This window comes from Pseudocnuella soli (assembly GCF_004347775.1).
In the GTDB taxonomy this organism is placed as follows: domain Bacteria; phylum Bacteroidota; class Bacteroidia; order Chitinophagales; family Chitinophagaceae; genus Flavisolibacter; species Flavisolibacter aquaticus.
Genome location: NZ_CP037755.1, coordinates 549,281 through 568,067 on the forward strand (window position 1 = coordinate 549,281; position 18,787 = coordinate 568,067).

General features: G+C 51.1%; 20 protein-coding genes. 10 read left to right on the forward strand and 10 right to left on the reverse strand.

Annotated elements, in window-relative coordinates:
- Positions 1–8 precede the first annotated feature (8 nt).
- The 3 genes from EPD17_RS02310 (at position 9) to EPD17_RS02320 (ending at position 3,466) form a co-directional block, all read left to right on the forward strand.
- Positions 9–1,109: a trypsin-like peptidase domain-containing protein gene (locus tag EPD17_RS02310; RefSeq protein WP_132051426.1), complete on the forward strand. Its 1,101-nt coding sequence runs from the start codon at positions 9–11 to the stop codon at positions 1,107–1,109.
- 105 nt (positions 1,110–1,214) lie between these two features.
- The gene (locus EPD17_RS02315) at positions 1,215–1,805 is read left to right on the forward strand and encodes an AAA family ATPase (RefSeq protein ID WP_132051428.1); all 591 of its coding nucleotides are present in this window, start codon (positions 1,215–1,217) and stop codon (positions 1,803–1,805) included.
- The gene (locus EPD17_RS02320; protein ID WP_132051430.1) at positions 1,802–3,466 is read left to right on the forward strand and encodes a glycosyltransferase family 39 protein; all 1,665 of its coding nucleotides are present in this window, start codon (positions 1,802–1,804) and stop codon (positions 3,464–3,466) included. The genes EPD17_RS02315 and EPD17_RS02320 overlap by 4 nt, the downstream gene beginning before the upstream one ends.
- A gap of 49 nt (positions 3,467–3,515) precedes the next feature.
- On the opposite strand, the gene mtgA is transcribed toward EPD17_RS02320, so the two are convergent.
- Positions 3,516–4,232, reverse strand: coding sequence for a monofunctional biosynthetic peptidoglycan transglycosylase (mtgA, locus tag EPD17_RS02325; RefSeq protein WP_132051432.1), 717 nt, complete (start codon positions 4,230–4,232; stop codon positions 3,516–3,518).
- Between the two features lie 253 nt (positions 4,233–4,485).
- Between mtgA and EPD17_RS02330 the strand changes: the two genes are divergently transcribed.
- From EPD17_RS02330 to EPD17_RS02340, 3 genes are all read left to right on the forward strand, one after another.
- Positions 4,486–5,292 carry a hypothetical protein gene (locus EPD17_RS02330; RefSeq protein WP_132051434.1) on the forward strand — a complete coding sequence of 269 codons (807 nt, stop codon included), beginning with the start codon at positions 4,486–4,488 and terminating at the stop codon, positions 5,290–5,292.
- Between the two features lie 129 nt (positions 5,293–5,421).
- The gene (locus EPD17_RS02335; RefSeq protein ID WP_132051436.1) at positions 5,422–5,673 is read left to right on the forward strand and encodes a type II toxin-antitoxin system ParD family antitoxin; all 252 of its coding nucleotides are present in this window, start codon (positions 5,422–5,424) and stop codon (positions 5,671–5,673) included.
- Positions 5,666–5,965 (forward strand): type II toxin-antitoxin system RelE/ParE family toxin, encoded by a 300-nt coding sequence (locus EPD17_RS02340; protein WP_132051439.1) that lies wholly within the window; start codon positions 5,666–5,668, stop codon positions 5,963–5,965. Before EPD17_RS02335 ends, EPD17_RS02340 begins: the two co-directional genes overlap by 8 nt.
- A 145-nt stretch (positions 5,966–6,110) precedes the next feature.
- Here the strand turns inward: EPD17_RS02340 and EPD17_RS02345 are convergent, their stop codons facing one another.
- The 3 genes from EPD17_RS02345 to EPD17_RS02355 form a co-directional block, all read right to left on the reverse strand.
- A complete protein-coding gene (locus EPD17_RS02345; protein WP_132051441.1) occupies positions 6,111–6,800 on the reverse strand; it encodes a LysE family translocator in 690 nt (229 codons plus the stop codon).
- 128 nt (positions 6,801–6,928) lie between these two features.
- Positions 6,929–8,482 carry a GH3 family domain-containing protein gene (locus EPD17_RS02350; protein WP_132051443.1) on the reverse strand — a complete coding sequence of 518 codons (1,554 nt, stop codon included), beginning with the start codon at positions 8,480–8,482 and terminating at the stop codon, positions 6,929–6,931.
- A gap of 160 nt (positions 8,483–8,642) precedes the next feature.
- On the reverse strand, positions 8,643–9,815 hold the full coding sequence (locus tag EPD17_RS02355; RefSeq protein WP_132051445.1) for a glycosyltransferase family 2 protein: 1,173 nt from the start codon (positions 9,813–9,815) through the stop codon (positions 8,643–8,645).
- A 135-nt stretch (positions 9,816–9,950) separates the two neighbouring features.
- Between EPD17_RS02355 and EPD17_RS02360 the strand changes: the two genes are divergently transcribed.
- The 3 genes from EPD17_RS02360 (at position 9,951) to EPD17_RS02370 (ending at position 13,475) form a co-directional block, all read left to right on the forward strand.
- Positions 9,951–10,733 carry an inositol monophosphatase family protein gene (locus tag EPD17_RS02360; protein WP_132051447.1) on the forward strand — a complete coding sequence of 261 codons (783 nt, stop codon included), beginning with the start codon at positions 9,951–9,953 and terminating at the stop codon, positions 10,731–10,733.
- Positions 10,734–10,827: 94 nt separating this feature from the next.
- On the forward strand, positions 10,828–11,868 hold the full coding sequence (gene thiL / locus EPD17_RS02365; protein WP_132051449.1) for a thiamine-phosphate kinase: 1,041 nt from the start codon (positions 10,828–10,830) through the stop codon (positions 11,866–11,868).
- Positions 11,869–12,050: 182 nt separating this feature from the next.
- Positions 12,051–13,475 (forward strand): S41 family peptidase, encoded by a 1,425-nt coding sequence (locus tag EPD17_RS02370; RefSeq protein WP_165929497.1) that lies wholly within the window; start codon positions 12,051–12,053, stop codon positions 13,473–13,475.
- Positions 13,476–13,519: 44 nt separating this feature from the next.
- Here EPD17_RS02370 and EPD17_RS02375 read toward each other — a convergent pair whose 3' ends face one another.
- From EPD17_RS02375 to EPD17_RS02395, 5 genes are all read right to left on the reverse strand, one after another.
- A complete protein-coding gene (locus tag EPD17_RS02375) occupies positions 13,520–13,906 on the reverse strand; it encodes an MGMT family protein (RefSeq protein WP_132051453.1) in 387 nt (128 codons plus the stop codon).
- A gap of 39 nt (positions 13,907–13,945) precedes the next feature.
- The gene (locus EPD17_RS02380; protein WP_132051455.1) at positions 13,946–14,431 is read right to left on the reverse strand and encodes a hypothetical protein; all 486 of its coding nucleotides are present in this window, start codon (positions 14,429–14,431) and stop codon (positions 13,946–13,948) included.
- A gap of 442 nt (positions 14,432–14,873) precedes the next feature.
- Complete coding sequence (locus tag EPD17_RS02385) at positions 14,874–15,077, reverse strand: DUF5522 domain-containing protein (RefSeq protein ID WP_240040711.1); 204 nt, start codon at positions 15,075–15,077, stop codon at positions 14,874–14,876.
- On the reverse strand, positions 15,067–15,777 hold the full coding sequence (gene trmB, locus EPD17_RS02390) for a tRNA (guanosine(46)-N7)-methyltransferase TrmB (RefSeq protein ID WP_132051458.1): 711 nt from the start codon (positions 15,775–15,777) through the stop codon (positions 15,067–15,069). The genes EPD17_RS02385 and trmB overlap by 11 nt, the downstream gene beginning before the upstream one ends.
- Positions 15,778–15,876: 99 nt before the next feature.
- Entirely contained in the window at positions 15,877–16,563 is a 687-nt protein-coding gene (locus EPD17_RS02395; protein WP_132051460.1) for a sterol desaturase family protein, read from the reverse strand.
- A gap of 213 nt (positions 16,564–16,776) precedes the next feature.
- On the opposite strand from EPD17_RS02395, the gene EPD17_RS02400 reads away from it, so the two are divergent.
- The gene (locus EPD17_RS02400) at positions 16,777–17,790 is read left to right on the forward strand and encodes a fumarylacetoacetate hydrolase family protein (protein ID WP_132051462.1); all 1,014 of its coding nucleotides are present in this window, start codon (positions 16,777–16,779) and stop codon (positions 17,788–17,790) included.
- A 226-nt stretch (positions 17,791–18,016) separates the two neighbouring features.
- On the opposite strand, the gene EPD17_RS02405 is transcribed toward EPD17_RS02400, so the two are convergent.
- Positions 18,017–18,694, reverse strand: coding sequence for a head GIN domain-containing protein (locus EPD17_RS02405; RefSeq protein WP_132051464.1), 678 nt, complete (start codon positions 18,692–18,694; stop codon positions 18,017–18,019).
- Between the last annotated feature and the right edge of the window lie 93 nt (positions 18,695–18,787).

Consider the following 18,787-nt stretch of genomic DNA (forward strand, 5'->3'; position numbering starts at 1 on the left):
TGTTGCCTATGACTACTCAGCAGATCATCGAACTATATCGCCCCGCTATTATCCAGATTGCTACGCAAACGAGCACGGGTACGGGCTTTTATTTAAAAGAGTTCAACCTCATTGCCACCAACGAACACGTGGTGGGGCAAAATGCGGAAGTAACCATTGCGGGACGCCTGTTTGAAAAGCGCATTGCACGGGTGTGGTACACCGATAAAAAACACGACCTCGCATTTTTGCAGCCGCCCGAAGATGTGGCCCTGGCCGAAGTGCGGTTGGGCAACTACGCACAGGTACACGATGGCGAAGTGGTGGTAGCCATTGGCCACCCGTATGGCCTCAACTACACGGCCACGCAGGGTGTGATCTCAAAAGTGGACCGGGTACGCGATGGCGTAAAATACATCCAGATCGATGCGGCCATTAACCCCGGCAACTCGGGCGGGCCGCTGGTGAATAAACAGGGCGAGATCATCGGTGTCAACTCGTTCATCATTCGCGGTGGCGATAACCTGGGTTTTGCCCTGCCGGTAAGTTACCTGCGCGAAGCGCTGGAGCTGTACCAGTCGCACCGCGGCGAGCCCTCCACCCGCTGCCACAGCTGCAATTACCTGGTGGTGCCTTCCAACATCGACGCCACGCGGTATTGCCCGTTTTGCGGCACCGAGGTAAAGCTGCCCATGCCGCCTGAGCGTGAACGCAAGCCGGTGGGCATTGCCAAAACAGTGGAAGCCATTTTGGAGGACCTGGGCAAAGATGTAAAGCTGGCCCGCGACGGTGCCAACAACTGGAGCGTAAAAGAAGGCGCTGCCAAAATAAAGATCAACTACAACCCCGAAAATTATTTTGTAGCCGGCGATGCATACCTGTGCCAGCTGCCCTCCGACACTACCCAAATCAAGCCGCTGTACCAATTTTTGCTCACCGAAAACTTCAGGCTAGATGGACTGGTATTAAGCTGCACCAAGCAAAACATTGTGCTCTCCTGCATCATGTACGACCTGGACATGACCCGCGAAAACGGCGCCGATATGTTTCGGCAGCTGTTTCAAAAAGCCGACTATTACGACTCCCTGTTGGAAAAAGAATTTGGCTGCCAGGAACTGCTGGAGGAATAAATAAAAATCCAAAAGTAAAAAGTAAAAAAGAGCAGCGTAAGTACCGGCCACTTTTGAATTTTGACTTTTTACTTTTGACTTCCCCTCCTTCCTACCTTCGCAGCGATGAAAAAAGTGGTGGTCATTGGCCCGGAAGCTACCGGCAAAAGCACACTTTGTGAAGGCCTTGCTGCCCACTACGGCACCTTGTGGGTGCCCGAGTATGCCCGTGAATTTTTGTTGCAAAACGGAACGCACTATACGTACAACAACCTGCTCACCATTGCACAGGGCCAACAAGCACTGGAAGAAAAAACGGCCACGAAACTGGTTAATCAAAATCCGAAGTCCGAAATCCGAAATCCGTCAACTCCCAACCCTCAACTCCCGACTATTCCTCTCATAATCGACACCAACCAATACGTGATGAAAGTGTGGAGCGAAGTGGTGTTTGGCACCTGCCACCCCTGGATTTTAAAACAGGCGGCAATAAGCAATTACAACCTGTACCTGCTGTGCAACGTGGATTTGCCCTGGGTGCAGGATGGCCTCCGCGAACAGCCCGACCCGGAAATTCGGCGGCGGCTTTTTCTGGAATACAAAGACATTTTAGTAAACGACGGCACTCCGTGGGCCGTTATTTCCGGCAGCGGCGAGGAGCGCCTTTCCAACGCCATCAACATCATTAACCACCACCTTACTAACCCCCAGGCATGAACGCTTTTGTATCAAAAAATCACCGTGCACTTTTTTACACCGCGTGGTTACTCATTGGGCTGCTGCAGGCGGGCCTTACGCCGCTGCAGGATGATGAAGCTTATTACTGGACCTTTTCCCGCTTTCTGGATTGGGGCTATTTCGACCACCCGCCCATGACGGCGCTGCTCATTAAAATCGGCTATGCATTTTTCCCAAATGAGCTGGGCGTACGGCTAATGGTGGTATTGCTCAACACCGCCACCGTAGCGCTTTGCGAAGGACTTACCGAACGTAAAGCGCCGTTCCTTTTTTATGCACTGTGCGGCGTGCTGGCCGTATTGCAGCTGTCGGGTTTTATGGCCGTGCCCGATCTGCCGCTCCTGTTTTTTACTGCGTTGTTCTTTTATGTCTACCGCGATTTTGTGCGGGATGCTTCGCCGCGCAACATTGTGTTCCTGGCACTTGTTACCGCCGCACTGATGTACAGCAAATACCACGCGGTACTCATTGTATTTTTTACGCTCATCTCCAACCCCAAACTGTTTACCCGCTGGCAAACCTATGTCGCAGGCATCATTGCGCTGGTGCTGTTTCTGCCGCACCTGTGGTGGCAGTACGGGCACGACTGGATCTCGTTCCGCTACCACCTCTTTGAAAGCAATGTAAACCCCTACAAATTCAATTACACCACCGATTACATCCTGGGCCAATTGCTCATTACCGGCCCGCTGGCAGGGTTTATTTTATTGCCGGCGCTATTTATTTATAAACCCAAAAGCACCACCGAACGGGCATTGAAATTTACCGGCATCGGTGTGCTCCTTTTTTTCCTGCTCAGCACTTTTAAAGGAAAAGTGGAAGCCAACTGGACGGCGCCCATGGTGGTGCCCATCCTGGTGCTGTGCCACCAGCACTTGCAGCAGCGCACCAAGGCCCGCCGGTGGATTGGGCGGCTGGTGTTGCCTACATTGATATTGGTTGCAATCATCCGCTTTGTGATGGTGGTGGATGTGGTACCGGCCCGCGTGGTGCAGGAGCGGTTTCATTACTATCATGGCTGGCCCAAAGAGCTTAGCCAGCGCACCGGCAGCCTGCCGCTGGCTATTCCATCGTCGTATCAAAAAGCATCGCAGTACTGGTTTTACACGGGCAAACCTACCTACTCGGTAAACGAATATATCTGGCGCCGCAACAACCATAACTTCTGGCCGCTGGAAGATTCGCTGCTGGGAAAACCAGTGGCGGTAATAGATGGCGCCCAACCCTGGATCGACTCGTTGCAAACGCCAATGGGCACCATTCATTGGAGCGTGGACAGCGCCTTTCATTCTTTTTCCAAAATAATGATCCGCCCCGGGCAAAGCGCTTATGAAGTAGCTGCCGGTGCGCCGCTCAACATCACTGCCCGGGCCGATGTGCCGCTGCATTATGCGGCTTACCTGCAACAGCACCCCGATGTGGATGCGCCGGTAAAAATTGGTTTGTTTAAAGAGGGAAAATTGGTGCAAGACCTGCCGCTGCAATTGTCGGTGCAAGGACTTGTAAAAAGCCCGCAGCAAAGTTTTCAATTGCCGCTTTCGGTGCCGCCGGGTACATATTTCCTGCGCTTTGCCATTGGCTCCGATGCGGGTTGGTTTACGCACAACAGCGATAAGATCAACCTGGAGGTGAAGCCGTGAATGGGCAATGGTGAATGGTCAATAAAAAATTCACCATTCCCCATTCACGCTATTGCAGCAGTTTTTGGATATCGGCATCGCCATCCAGGGCGGCCATCTGGCGCTGTACCCATGCACTGCGGCGCAGCACCTGCGGGTGCAGCGGTTTTACCGTAAACTTCTTGGGGTTGGGCAGCGAGGCTGCGATCATGGCCGCTTCGCGGCGGGTTAGTTTGGATGCCGGTTTTTTAAAATAAGCCTGCGCTGCTGCTTCGGCGCCATAAACGCCGCGGCCCATTTCAATCACGTTGAGGTACACTTCCAGTATGCGTTCTTTACCCCAGATCCATTCAATCATTTTGGTAAAATAAACCTCGAGGCCTTTGCGTACCCAACTGCGGCCCTGCCACAGGAAAACGTTCTTGGCCGTTTGCTGGCTGATGGTGGAAGCACCGCGAACCCGCTGTGGTTTTTTCTCGTTGTGCTTGCGGGCCTTGCTGATGCTTTTCCAGTCGAAGCCGCCGTGGTCGGGAAAAACCTGGTCTTCGGAAGCCATTACTGCCAGCTTCATATTGGGCGAGATTTCGGAGCCGTCCACGTAGTCGCGTTTAAGCCCATCTCCGCCGAGCAGGCTGCCCAGTTGCGTAAGCGTAATGGGCGGATCAATCCAGCGCAGCGCCACGATGTACACCAGTTGCACAATAAACAGGGTGATCACCACCCGTTTTACCCATCCCCAGAACGACCGCCTGCTTTTGGGAGCAGCGGCTTTTTTTTGTTTTGCCATCGATGCGGCAAGTTACTCCTGCAAAATAAAGAGCGGAAAAAATGTTTGCTGCAGCGGCCCATTTTGGCGCAGCCAAAAACTGGCGCAACCCGCTTAAAACCGGCATGCAGCAAGCAATACAAAGAAGTGGATAAAAGGCGCCATGCCAAAAATGCATTATACGGCACTTTGAGTATTATCATCATATGGCATCTCTGTAGTCATTAAAAATGTCGTTCATGTATCGGTCCTTTACCCTTTAAATTATTTTCCTATGAACAAGATATATAGGAGCGCCATATTGCTCTTTTGCCTGGCCACATATATGCAAAACACGCAGGCCCAAAACGCCACATTTACATCTGCCACAGTACGCACAAGCGCCGCCTCTTTGCCCGTAGCTACCCAGCCCAGCCGGGAAGCATTGGTACCGCAGGTAAGCCTCCGATCCGCGAACGACGCACAATCCATACTCCGGCCCGCCTCCGGCCTGCTGGTGTACAACACCAATGCAGCACTGAGCGGCGGCAGCGGCTATTATTACAACTCCGGAACGCCGACGGCACCGGTATGGGCCAAGCTGGTAGCACCTAATGTGGATGAGGCAGCCGCTGCGGCCCCCGCCGAACCCGAGCTGTTCCCGATGGGCGAATTGTCGATGACCAGCAACGTGGTGCCTACCGATATTTCCGCATCCGGAGTGTACCACAAAGTGGCCGGCGGCACGCAGTTTACCGGCAAGGCCTACAGTTTTGCTAGCGCAGAGGCCAACACGCTTACCTACACCGGCAGCGTCACCAAAATGTTTCATATTTCCTGCACGCTGGCTGCATTTTCGGCGGAGCCCAACCAGGTGCTGAAAGCAGTGGTGTATAAAAACGGAAAGCCCCTTTCGGCCGGTACCATTCAAACAAAACTGGGCGACAGCAACGAGGTAACCTCTACCGCCATCCAGGTAATGACGCCGCTGAGCAAAGGCGATAGCCTGGAAGTGCGGGTAATGAACCTGAGCAGCCACAGCAACATTACGGTGACCGATATGAACCTGTTTGCAATGGGTGTGAGTATGGGTATTAAATAAGGCTTGCAGCAATCCGCGGATTGAAAAGGTTAGCTATTTGGCTTGGGGCTGAATGGGTGACCTTTTTTGTTTTCCAATAGCTTCTTTTGCAATTACCAAATTTTGGTAATTTTAGGCAAACCGTGTAGCATGGGACGCAATACATCTGTTTCGCTGGGCGACTATTTCGAAGACTTTGTAGAAAATCGAATTGCCGAGGGCAGGTATAAAAATGCCAGTGAGGTGATCAGGGCGGGATTACGACTTTTGGAAGCAGAGGAAAACCGGGTTGCTGCTTTGAAGCATGCAATTATTGAAGGAATAAACAGCGGCATTGCGCAAGACTTTGATGCAGATCAGCACTTGCAACAATTAAAAGCAGCAAAGCAGCGGAATGCCTAAGTATTTTCTTACCCAAAAAGCCGTTGAAGACCTTACTGCAATTTGGGAATATACCTTCGAAACCTGGTCGGAGCGGCAAGCGGATAAGTATTACGCAATGCTGGCCGCAAGTTTTGAGCAAATCCTGGAGCATCCGGAGATGGGAAAAAGGTACCCAGAGGTTGATGCCGGGTTGGTGGGCCTTCGCGTAGGAAAGCACATTGTATTCTACAGAATGATGCCTGCCAATGACATTGAAGTGATCAGGATTCTGCATCAAAGCATGGACCTAAAAAGCCGGATGGAGGAATAGGTTTTTTTAAGAATACAATTTGCGGGTTTGTTGGGTTGAAGTTTCCTAGTCCACCTTTTGTTATAAAACATGCATTAAAAAGCAATGGCTGCACAGAAACGTTTTTGTGCAGCCATTGCTTTTTAATGCGCTCAATTTTTTTACATCATCCACCTTCGCCAGCCGTCGTTACCGTTTCGATCTTACTCACCGGTTCGCCAACTGCCTGGATGGGGCTGTAAAAAAGCAATCCCCACAGCAACGCAATGCCAAAACCCACAAGAATCATCCCGTTGAGCCGGTTGATGAGCAGGATGTTTTTGGGCGTCAGCCGCCGGCGCAGTTTGCCAGCCAGCACCACTTTCAGCACATCGCCGGCAAAAACCAGCACCAAGGCCAGGCTGAAAATAACAATGCGTTGCTGCACCGTGTTTTCGATAAATGCCGTGGACGTGGTGAGCCAGAACAGGATAATGGCCGGGTTGAGCATGTTCATGAAATAGCCCGCCAAAAAGAGTTTCAGGTAATCCCTTTTCCGCACCTGGATGATCTGCTTGCCTTCCTGGTTGACCTGCACTTTTTTGAAGAAAAGAAAATACACACCCACTGTAATGAGGAACAGGCTACCACCAATGCCAATGTACTTGCGGTACTCGGTCAGGTTGGAGAACAGCTCGGTAAAAATATTAGAGGCAACAGCCAGCGAAATATCGGAAAACGAAACGCCGATAATAAAAGCAAAGCCGCCTTTGATGCCGTTGTTGATGCTTTGTTTTAAAATAGAAAATATGACCGGCCCCACCGATATGCTCAACAACAGGCCCAATAAAAGTCCTTTCCAGATAGCCTCTGCCATAAGTACGAATAATATAGTCCGAAAAGACGGAAAAGTCAGTGAAGACAGCAAAGCAATTGCTTTCGACTAAAAGCCTTCTACTTGCAAATTTGATGAAACTACCGCTGGTATAACTGTCTTTTCCAACTTTACTGACTTTCAGTCTTTTCTGTCTTTCCCGTCTTCTCCAAATACTCCTTCCAGTCCTGCAGCATTTTGCCTTTCAGCACCCGCGGAAATTTGTGCTGGCTGCCCAGTTTTCCTTTTTGCGCCATAAAGCCCATAAAGGTTTCTTCGGGTAGCTTTTCCAGAAAAACTTCTTTCAGTGCGCTGGTGCGCTCCACGGCGTAGTCATCGTTGAGGGCACACAGGTGTTCGTCTATACGGCGGCCCAGCAGCGCGGGATCAATGGGATCATCGCAGGCCACAAACCATTTGTGGGCAAAAAAGCTTTGGTGCGGAAAACCCACCACCGTGTATTCGGGGATGGAAATGTTGAATTCTTCGCTCACCAACTGGATGGCGCGGTTCATGTTTTCCACACTCAAGTGTTCGCCCACCAGGCTCAAAAAGTGCTTGGTGCGGCCTGTGATCACCACTTCGGCCCGCTCCAGGTCCACAAAGCGCAGCGTGTCGCCAATAAGGTAGCGCCACGATCCGGCGTTTGTGCTCATCAGCAGGGCGTATTCTTTACCCAACTCCACTTCGTGTATCATCAGCGCCTCGGGCTTTTCCACCATTTTGCCATCGGCATCAAAGTTTTTGTCGTTAAACGGCACAAACTCCATGAAGATGTTGTTGTCCAAAATCAGGCGCATGCCTTTGGCATGTTCGCGGTCTTTAAACCCGATGAACCCTTCCGAGGAAAGATAATTTTCAATATAAACAATGGGTTTGCCCAGCAGCTTTTCAAAGCCTTTTTTATACGGCTCAAACGCCACGCCGCCGTGCACAAAAAACCCGAGGTTGGGCCATATATCGTGTATGGTTTTTACCTTGTAATGGCTCACCACCATTTCCATCAGCATCTGGCACCAGGCGGGTACGCCCACAATGTAGCCGATGTCCCACTCGGGGGCTTTCTCCACTATTTCGTGCAGCTTTTCGTTCCAGTCTTTAATGCGAGCAATGCGGCCGCCGGGTTTGTAAAAAGTCTGGAACCAGAACGGGCGGTTTTTCATTAAAATACCCGACAGGTCGCCGGCATACCAGCCTGCCTTGCCTTTTTGCAGGTCGGTGGCGCCGCCCAGCATCATAAAATCTTTGGTAACGGCATGCCGCGGCAGGTGCTCGTAGCTAAACAGGGAAATCAGCTGCCGCAGGTAATTGATGCGGTTGCTGCGCAAAATTTCTTTGGTAACCGGGATGTATTTAGAAGCCGACTCGGAAGTGCCCGACGACAGCGCATAAAACTTGATCTTGCCCGGCCAAGTTACATCGGGCACGCCATCGAGTGTTTTTTTCCACCACTCCTCGTAAATCTTGTTGTAATCGTGCACCGGCACACCCTCCTGGAAAGCCTTGCCTGCGTGGCGGCTCATCAGGATCTCATCGAACCGGTAGCGCTGCCCAAACTCCGTAAAGCGGGCCCGCTTCAACAGTTTTTTCAACACCTGCAATTGCTGCCGCCGCAGGTCGTTCTGTGGCAAGCGCAGTGCAGTGGCAATCCGTTTGGGAATTTTAAAATCAATAATACTCGCCATGCATCCTGTTCGTTAATCGTCAAATATAAAGGTAAAGACAGGGGATTTACGATTTAGGATTTTGGATTTACGATTGTTTTAGGAAGCGGAGCGGAAGGGATGAGGGATGGGGATGTGGTGATGGCTGGCCGGTTCAGTGCAGCAAATGACGATCTGAAAATCAGCTGGCCAGGTTGATGATGGTGCCGCGGTCCGAGCTGCTGTCGCTGCCCACCACGCTGCCGCTGCCCGCTGCATGTAGGCGGTACCGGAAAGCCTTTGGGTGGCGGCGCATGGCTGCAATCATTTCTTTAAAAGAAAGCACTCCTTCGCACAGCACCAGCGTTTGTGCTTGCTGCGCGGTTGTTGCGGCCAGGTTTTCAAGGTGCTGCACAGGCGTTGTTTTGTCAAATGCTGTAGCTATCTGGCGGAACTGATCTTCCGTGCCCACAACAGCAACCGGCCCGGTTGCGGGATGCAAGGCTTTCGACTCTTTTTTCCGTAAACCACGGCCCAATATGGACAAGAAAGCACTGACCCCGACGGCGGCACCCAACGCCATCCTGAGTAGGCTGGCACCCAAGCCACGGTAATGCTTGCGCACAAAAATGACCATGGCACCATAAAAACGCCGCACATATTCAAGGCTGGCCTTGCGGGTGCTTTCGCCTTTAAAATGAATAATGGACGTTTCGGCCAGGTAATAGTTCTTATACCCACTTTTTTGGATGCGGTAGCTTAGGTCGATGTCTTCGCCGTACATAAAAAAAGCCTCATCAAAAGCGCCTACCTGTTGCAGCACCGCTTGCGGTATCATCATAAAAGCACCGGCCAGAACATCAACTTCATTGGTCCCATTTTCTCCTAAATGACCCAAATAATACCGGGCAAAAAGGGGCGATTGCGGAGAAAGGGTAGCTAGCCCAGTCAACTTAAAAAGGGAAGTCATCGGATGGGGAAAGCCGCGTTTGGATTCTTTTAAAAAAACGCCTGCGCCATCGATCATGTGCACGCCAACTGCACCAGCCTGCGGGTGTTGTGATAAAAAATGGAGGCAAATATGCAGCGTGTCTTCGGCAAGGATAGTATCGGGGTTGAGGAATAGCACATTTTCCCCACTACTGGCTTTCCAGCCCAGGTTGCAGGCCCGTGCAAAGCCCACATTTTCATTTTGCCGTAAAAAAACAACCTCCGGGAAACGCGGCTCCAGGTACGCCATACTGCCGTCGGTTGATGCATTGTCCACCACAATCACTTCCGCCTCCAGACCCGCAGTGGCCCGCCGCACCGATTGGAGGCACTGCTCCAGGAAGTATTGGACGTTATAAGAAACAATGATGATGGAAAGTTGCACGGGGGCAAGATAAGTAGGAAGACCGAAGTCCGACGTCCGAGGACAGTTGCCACTATTGTGGTTGTCTTCCATCTTCGGACTTCGGACTTCCGACCTCGGTCTCCAGTCTTCCGACTTCAAACCTACCTTTGCCCCATGCACAAACAAACCCTCTTAACCGCCATCGAAGCCGCTGCTGCCGTTATCCGGCGGTTTGATGATATTGCCTTTGATATTGCCTCGAAAGACGGCCGCAACGACCTGGTGACCGAAGTGGACCATGCTTCCGAAAAAGCCATTATTGAAACCATCCGGGCCCAGTTTCCCGACCACCATATACTCACCGAAGAATCGGGCGACCTGCCGCAGGCATCCGAATACAAATGGATCATCGACCCCATTGACGGCACCATCAATTTTGCCCACCGCATTCCTATTTGTGCCGTATCCATCGGGCTGGAATATCAGGGGCAAATGGTGCTGGGCGCAGTGTACAACCCATTTATGAACGAAATGTTCCTGGCCGAGCGGGGACAGGGCGCCACCTTCAACGGCAAACCCATCCAGGTAAGTAAAAAAGAGCGGGTGGAAAATGCCTGCCTCGTTACCGGTTTTCCCTACACCTACCTCGATCAGCCCAATGGGCCGCTGCAGGTATTTGAACGCTTTATCCGCCGCGGCATTCCGGTGCGCCGCCTGGGTTCGGCAGCCCTCGACCTGTGCTGGGTGGCTTGTGGCCGCTTTGATGGTTTTTACGAACACAGCCTGAAACCCTGGGACAGCGCAGCGGGCTACCTGATGGTGCAGGAAGCCGGCGGCATCGTTACCAACATCCACGGCGAGCCCTACTCAGTTTATGAACCCGGCATCATTGCCGCCAATGACATAATGCATGGTGATTTGGTGAAATGGGTGAAAGGAGAAGTCGGAAGTCTGTAGTCCGAAGACGAAAGATAGATAGCACCATTACAAATGTCTTCGGACCTCGGTCTTCCGACTTCTGACTTTCCCTCTACCTTCGCATTTTACAACTATGGAAGAACGCACCGAAATAGCATCATTGGGCGAGTTTGGCCTGATTGAGCACCTGACCAAAAATTTTGAGATCCAGAATGCATCCACCATCGTTCCGGTGGGGGATGATGCGGCCGTGATCGACCATTACGGTAAGCAAACTGTACTCACCAACGACCTGCTCATCGAAGGCGTGCATTTCGACCTGATGTACACCCCGCTGAAACACCTGGGCTACAAAACCGTGGTGGTAAACGTCAGTGATATTTACGCCATGAATGCCACGCCTACACAGATTCTGCTGGGGCTGGGCTTTTCCAACCGATTTAGTGTGGAGGCGCTGGACGAGTTTTATGCCGGCGTGCATGCAGCCTGCGACGAATATGGCGTGGACCTGATTGGCGGCGATACCAGCACTTCGCAAAAAGGATTTATCATTTCCTGCACCGCCGTTGGCGAGGTAGCGCCGGATAAATATGTGCGCCGCAATGGCGCCAAAAAAGGCGACCTGCTGTGCGTGACCGGCGACCTGGGCGCTGCGTTTCTGGGTCTTACTTTACTGGAGCGTGAAAAACGCATTTTCCTGGAAAACCCACAGGTGCAGCCCGACCTGGAAGGCGAAAAATATACCGTAGGCCGGCTGCTGAAACCCGAAGCCCGCAAGGACATCATCCGGTTTTTTGAAGAAGCCGAACTGACACCCACGGCAATGATTGACGTTAGCGACGGGCTTTCTTCCGAGATCCTGCACATTTGCAAGCAAAGCAATCTGGGCTGTGTACTATACGAAGAAAAGATCCCGATTGCCGAAGAAACAAGGGAAGCAGCCTTTAAATTTAACCTCGACCCCACCACCTGTGCCCTCAGCGGCGGCGAAGATTACGAACTGCTGTTTACCATCAGCCAAAGCGATTACGATAAAGTAAAAGAGCACCCGCAGATCAGTGTTGTGGGCTTTTTGAACGAAGCCGAAGAGGGCCGCATCATTTACACTAAGGGCGGCACCAAACACGCATTGACTGCGCAGGGATGGAACGCGTTTAATAAAGGAGGCGCCTGAGCATGAAGGGATTTACGATTGACGATTTTGGATTGACGATTTGTGGTAAAAGCATTTCCCTAAATAGCGTGTATAGCACCAGCAGCAGCCCCAATCGTAAATCGTCAATCCCAAATCGTAAATCCTTTGTATTTGCCATCAGTTTACTCCTGCTGCTATCTGGTTGCCGCGCAGTAAAGCCTTTGCCGCAGAATAAAAAATACAGTGCGGCGGCGCTGCAAAAGGAGTTTGATCTTTTTAGGGAGATACTGGAAGATGCCCACCCTGGCCTGTACTGGTACTACACCAAAGATTCGGTGGATCGCCGCTTTGACCATGCCCGCAGCATGATCCGCGATTCGATGAATGAAATACAATACCGCAATGTGCTGTCGTATGTGGTGTCGGGCATTGGTTGCGGACATACATCGGTGCGGCCATCGCTGGCTTATGCCAGGGCCAGCCGCAGCAGCAGCCGCTTTTTTCCGCTGGTGCTCAAAATATGGCCCGATACTGCTTACCTCGTTGCCAACCTCAACCGCCGCGACAGCCTGCTGAAACCGGGCGCCATCATCCATTCCATCGACGGGCGGCCCATGCAGCAAATTATCGATACGCTGTTTCAGCACCTGCCTACCGATGGCTACAACCTTACCCATAAGTACCAAACGCTGAGCAACCGCGGCGGATTTGGCAATGCCTATACTTCCCTTTTTGGCTATAAAACAAGGTATAGCGTCGACTTTACCGATATTACTACGGGCCGCAGGCAAACGGTGCAAACACCGCTGTACCGCATCATTCGCGACAGCACGGCCCGCGCCAACGAGCCGCCCCGCCCCATTGGCCCCAACCGAAGGGAGCGCCGCAAACTGGATTTGCAAAATACCCGCAGCCTGCGCTTTGATAGCGCCGCTAACCTGGCGGTGATGGACCTCGGTACATTTACGCACAGCTACCGGCTGCGCCGTTTTTTCCGGCAATCTTTTCGGGAGTTGGATAAAAAGGGCACGCCCAACCTCGCCATCGACCTGCGCGGCAATGGCGGCGGCATCATTACCTACTCCAACCTGCTGACGCGGTACCTGGCCGATAAGCCTTTTAAAGTGGCCGACTCGCTGTACGCGGTTCGGCGCTGGAGCCGCTATGGTCGTTACCGGAATGAGCGCCTGTTCAACAGCATGTTTTTGGTGGCGTTTACCCGCAAACGCAGCGATGGATACTATCATTTCCCGTTTTACGAACGCAAATACTTCAAGCCCCGCAAACGGCACCATTACAATGGACAGGTGTTTTTGCTCACGGGCGGCAATACTTTCTCCGCAGCCACGCTGGTGGCAGCAGCGCTGCAGCCGCAGCAAAACGTGCAACTGGTGGGTGAAGAAACCGGTGGCAGCGCCTATGGCAACAATGCCTGGCTGATACCCGATGTAACGCTGCCGGTAACCAAGGTAAGATTCCGACTGCCGCTATTTAGATTAGTGGTAAACAAAAACACGCCGAAAGACGGTCGTGGCGTGCAACCCGATGTGGAAGCGCTGCCTACAACCGAAGCGTTGCGCAAAGCCGTTGATTTTAAAATGGAGCAGGTGCGCACCATCATACAAGCGGGTGCCGACAAACCATAAAAGCGGTTGGCCTTTGCCGTTATATTTTATTGAGTAAAAAAAAGCTACACGGTAAGCGTTTTCGGGTCCCAAAACAGCCGGTCAAAATCCTGCACTTTATCCGCTTGTACCTCGATGCCTTCGCTTTCCAGCAACTCCTGCATTTGTGTAGGCGTGGCAAAATGAATTTTTCCGGTAAGCAGACCCATGCGGTTGACCACGCGGTGTGCGGGTACCGGCGGGTGCACGGCATGAGCGCCGTTCATGGCCCAGCCCACCATACGTGCCGATGAGCGGGTGCCGAGTGCCGCCGCAATGGCGCCATATGATGTAACCCGCCCTTTAGGAATTTGCCGCACTACGTCGTACACCAGCTCAAAGAACGATGCATCCCTTTTACCCGAAGGGGTTACTTTATTGAGTGCTTCGCGGGTAGTGGGCCGGCGGGGCATAGGCTATGTTTTAAAATGAGTTAGCAACAGATTTATTGGCTATGATTTCTTTTTACGCTTCGCCGGTTCGGCAGCTTTTGGTGTTGCTGCATCGTCTTCCGCAACAGTGTAATCCACTACATCGAATTGCAGTTTCGAAGTATCGTCCGGCGTGGAGCTGAACGAGATTTTTGTCTGACCGTTGGTGCTTTCAATTTCAATGTAGGCGTCTTGCATGCTGCCGCCTTCCGGGGTAACCTTGCCTTTGTACCTCGTTTTACCGTTGTGCAAGTATTCGGTCCATTCGCAGGTAAGCACTTCTGTTATTTCGCCCTGTATCGTTGAGGTAGCCCTGTCCATAGCCATGTAAATATTCATTTTACCTTTATCAATAGTCATGGTCATTTCAAAGGGCATCTCTTCTTTTGCACTGCCATTTTTGAACTGCCGCCCTTTGTAACATTTAAAAGTTACCGGTTTATCGCATTGTGCGGTGGCGAACAGCCCAAAGAATACAAAAGGGAGGAGCAGTAAAATCTTTTTCATTGCAGTTAGTTTTTGGAGGAATTGTGCGGGTTTCCAAATATAAAGTTCTTTGGCTATGATTGGATGCGGCTGTCTTTTATTAAGGACAAAAACGCTGCGTTGTTGGCAAACTATTTAATTGATGATTCCACCTTTTAATACTGTAAAAAGAGATTCGAAATCAGGCTGTCTTAGATTTCGGATTGATCTTTTGATGAAGCCTTTGTGTTGATGAATTGAAATTCTATGTGCCGTTATTCAACTATGTTTATGTCATTGTAGCTGCAGAAGCCACCATTAACTCAAGTGTTGCCAACAATCAAATGCATGGCTTTTTCCATTCCACATCTGTATAAAAAGCTTGAAACTTTCTTTTTTGAAATGCAAACACAACAACCCCAACGATGTAAATATTTCTTTGTGTTGCTCCGTGTTCTTCGTGCCTCCGTGGTTCAGATAAAAACTATTCTTCTTTCTTATCCCCGGCTTCACGTTCCGCCCTTTGCTGCAGCAATTCCGATCTGCGCGGCTCCCGCACAGCGGAGTAATTGAACGGGCAATGCAGGCACCCACGGCCGCAGCAATAGCCCCGTGCCCGGTGGTATTTTTCGGTAAACACCAGCAAGCCCTGGCTATTAATATAATATTCTTCGCCCTCAGTCAACACCGGCTTCTTCTTTTAGCATTTCGTGCAGCCGCACATCCAGCTCGGCGCCCGGCAGCATTGCCGGCAACGAAAAACATACATAGTGCACCTTGTTGCTGCCCGCAATATCCAGCCCTTCGTAATGCGTTTTAATCTGCAGCTCCGGGTCTATTTGCGGTTGTGCATATACGTTATCGGTAGATTGGTGCAGCGTGCAGCCGTATATTTCAATCACCTTCAGGGTAAATTCGTACAGCACCGGGCTGTCGGTTTTGAGGTTGATTTTTCCACCGGGCTGCAGTATCTGCTGGTACAGCCGCAAAAACTTGGGATGCGTTAAGCGTTTTTTATCTTTTGAAATACGCAGTTGCGGATCGGGGAATGTGATCCAAATTTCCTCCACTTCGCCGGGAGCAAAAAACTCGTGGATGCGGTCGATTTGTATGCGTAAAAAAGCAACATTGCTGAGGCCCGCGGCGGTTGCTTTTTTGGCGCCCACCCACAGGCGGTTGCCTTTAAGGTCCACACCCACAAAGTTGCGCTGCGGGTGCATTTGCGCCAGCCCCAGTGCATACTCGCCTTTGCCGCAGGCCAGCTCCAGCGTTAGGGGTTGGTTGTTATTGAAGTACTGCTGCCACGTCCCCTGCATGCCTTCGGGGTTTTGCAATACGTTGGAAAACTGCAGCAGCTCGGCAAATCGCTTTAATTTTTTTTGGCCCATAATACACGTCTCTTTCTACAGCCGGACGACCTGCCCAAACACCGCAACTGCATTGAAAACAGTTGCGGTGTTTTTGCTGTTCAGGGCACAAAAATATGATTATGCTCTTTTGTCGCCTTCTTTGCTACTGGCAAACATCAGTTCCTCGACTTTCCGCTTGTCTTCTTTTTCTGTATTCAGGTCGAACATGGTACCAAACACATGATCCCACAGCGTGGAGCTCACGCCAAAACCTTTGTGCTCGTTTTTGTAATGATGCAGGTGGTGGTTGCGCCACAAGGGCTTCATCCATTTAAAGGGCGGGTTCCATGCATGAATGGCATAGTGCATGGAGGCATATAGCAGGTAGCCCAGCAGGTAGCCCGGAAAAAAAGCAAAGGCGGCTCCGCCAAGCAGTAAGTACAGCACTAAAAAAATAGTAGAAGTTATCATCAGGCTGGGCACCGGCGGCATAAACAACCGTTCCCTGTCGCGGGGATAATGGTGATGGTTGCCGTGCATGATGTAAATGATTTTTTGTGCCCGCTTGCTGTCGGCAATCCAGTGAAACAGGTAGCGGTGCGCCAGGTACTCAAACAGCGTCCAGGCAAACATACCCGCCAAATACAACAGGCCGATGTTGAGGCCGCTGTAGTTGTAATTGCGGGCAGCATAAATAGGAAACCCGATCATTACCGGCATGTACATGCCCCAGATCACCAGCGGGTGTGATTTGGTGAGCATTTCCAGGTAAGGATTGTCGAACAATTTCGCTTGTCCCTTGTTGTGAATTTTCTCGAATTTCATTGTTAAGGGCTTTTTGGGTGGTGAAAAAAGAATCTTGGCTGGTGCATTTGTAACACTGCAACAATTGCACGTTATACAATGGGCACATATCACCACAAAAATTTTGCCTGTATTGATGCAACTGCCATATAAAACATTTGGCGCAACTGTATCATGCTGGCCTTTTTACTAAATGCATACCTTAGCCGTTTTTCAATTTCAACGCTTGCATTTATGAAGTTGCTTTCTTACCGCAAAGAACATGTGGACCAACTGGCCGTGCTTGTGGGCGGCCGTGTTTACGATATCGAAACACTGCACCCCGACCTGCCGGGTTCGATGGGGCTTTTTTTACAATACTGGGAAGATATGCTGCCGGTGGCGCTGCACGGGGTGGAGCTGATTAAAGCGGGCAAAATAAGTGAAACCAAAGGCCAGCCGCTGGAAACTGTGGAGTTGCTAGCGCCGGTGCCTTTTCCTACATCCTGCCGCGATGGTTATGCCTTCAGGCAACATGTGGCGGCCGCCCGCCGCAACCGTGGTGTAGACATGATCCCGCAGTTTGACGAATACCCGATCTTCTATTTCACCAACCACCACAGCATTACCGGGCCGGGTACCCTGCAACTGATGCCCGATCATTTTGAAAAACTGGATTTTGAACTGGAGGCGGCCATTGTTATTTGCAAAAGCGGTCGCAACATCCGTGCAGAAGAGGCACACGAATATATTGGCGGCCTCATGATCATGAACGACTGGAGTGCCCGCCGCCTGCAAATGGAAGAAATGCTGCTGAACCTGGGACCCGCAAAGGGAAAGGATTTTGCCACCACCATCGGACCGTGGCTGGTAACGCTGGACGAACTCAGGAGTTTTGAAACGGCACCCAAAGAGGGCCACCGCGGACAGGCCTGGAACCTGGCCATGAGCTGTAAAGTAAATGGCATTGAAGTAAGCCGCGGCAGCCTGGGCGATATGGACTGGACTTTTGGCGAGATCATCGAACGGGCATCGTATGGTGTGGACCTGCTGCCCGGCGATGTGATTGGCAGCGGCACGGTAGGCACCGGTTGTTTTCTGGAACTCAATGGCACCGGGAAATTCAATGACCCCAACTATACCGAGCAGTGGCTGCAACCCGGCGATACCGTGGAAATGGAGATTGAAGGCCTGGGCACATTGCACAACGTGGTGGAGCAGGAAGACACTGATTGGAGCATTTTGAACAAAGAGATAAAGAACAGATGAACAAGGAACAAGTAATGTCGAATGAAGAAGGGAACAGCCAATAATTAATAATTGTAAATTATTGGAGTACAGTTCAAGATACTTCATTATTCGACATTCCTTGTTCGTCTGTTCGATATTCTGGTCTATCCAAAAAAAGGAAAGGTTTCCACCGAAACTGTAGGAAGCCTGCACCTGCTGTTTCCGGTATCCGCCTTTCCCTGCTATATGGAGGAGTACTTGGCTGTTAATCCCAGTTCTTTACTTTTTGGCCGCGGTTGCGAACACTGCCCAGCGTGCTGCTGTGAAAACCAGTGATCTCTGCAGCGTTTATCTCGGTGTTGCCGATGCCGCTGTTGTCGATGTCCATTTTGCTTACTGCAAAATCAACCGCTTTAATGTTGCCGATGCTGCTGTTGCGCAGCACTGCATCTTTTGCACTGCCCGCCAGTTCAATATTGCCCACGCTGCTGGCATCAAGCCGAAACTTTTGCGCCTCCAGTTTCAGGTTGGTGTTGCCCACGCTGCTGATCCGCAGTTTTACATCATCCAGCTTTAGTGTACCCTCGTTGCGAACATTGCCCACCGTGCTTAACGACACATCGTTGAGGTTGCGGAAATAAACCGTAACGGCCAGCTTCCAGTCGCCCTTTAACTTTTTGTTGCTCAATTTCTTGGTGTCAATTTCCAGTGTGTTGCCGTTGTTGGCAATGGTGATAAAAGCCTGCAGGCCTTCGTCGCCTTCAACAGTCACGCTTTCCTTTGTGCCCTGCACCAGGGTTAGCTCCACTACGCCATTGGCTTTAATGGCATCGAAACTGGCCACCGGGAAATCGCGGCTTACTTTATTGCCGGTAATGGTTTGTGCAACGGCTTTGCCCATGGTAAAAACAAAGAGCAGCAGGGATAAAATAATTGCTTTCATGCTATTGGTTTGGTTGGTTATGTGTCGGTTTGTAACTGCAACGGAGCAGCGCACCGGGATGTTACAGCAAAACGGCTTTTCCCGTATGAGTGG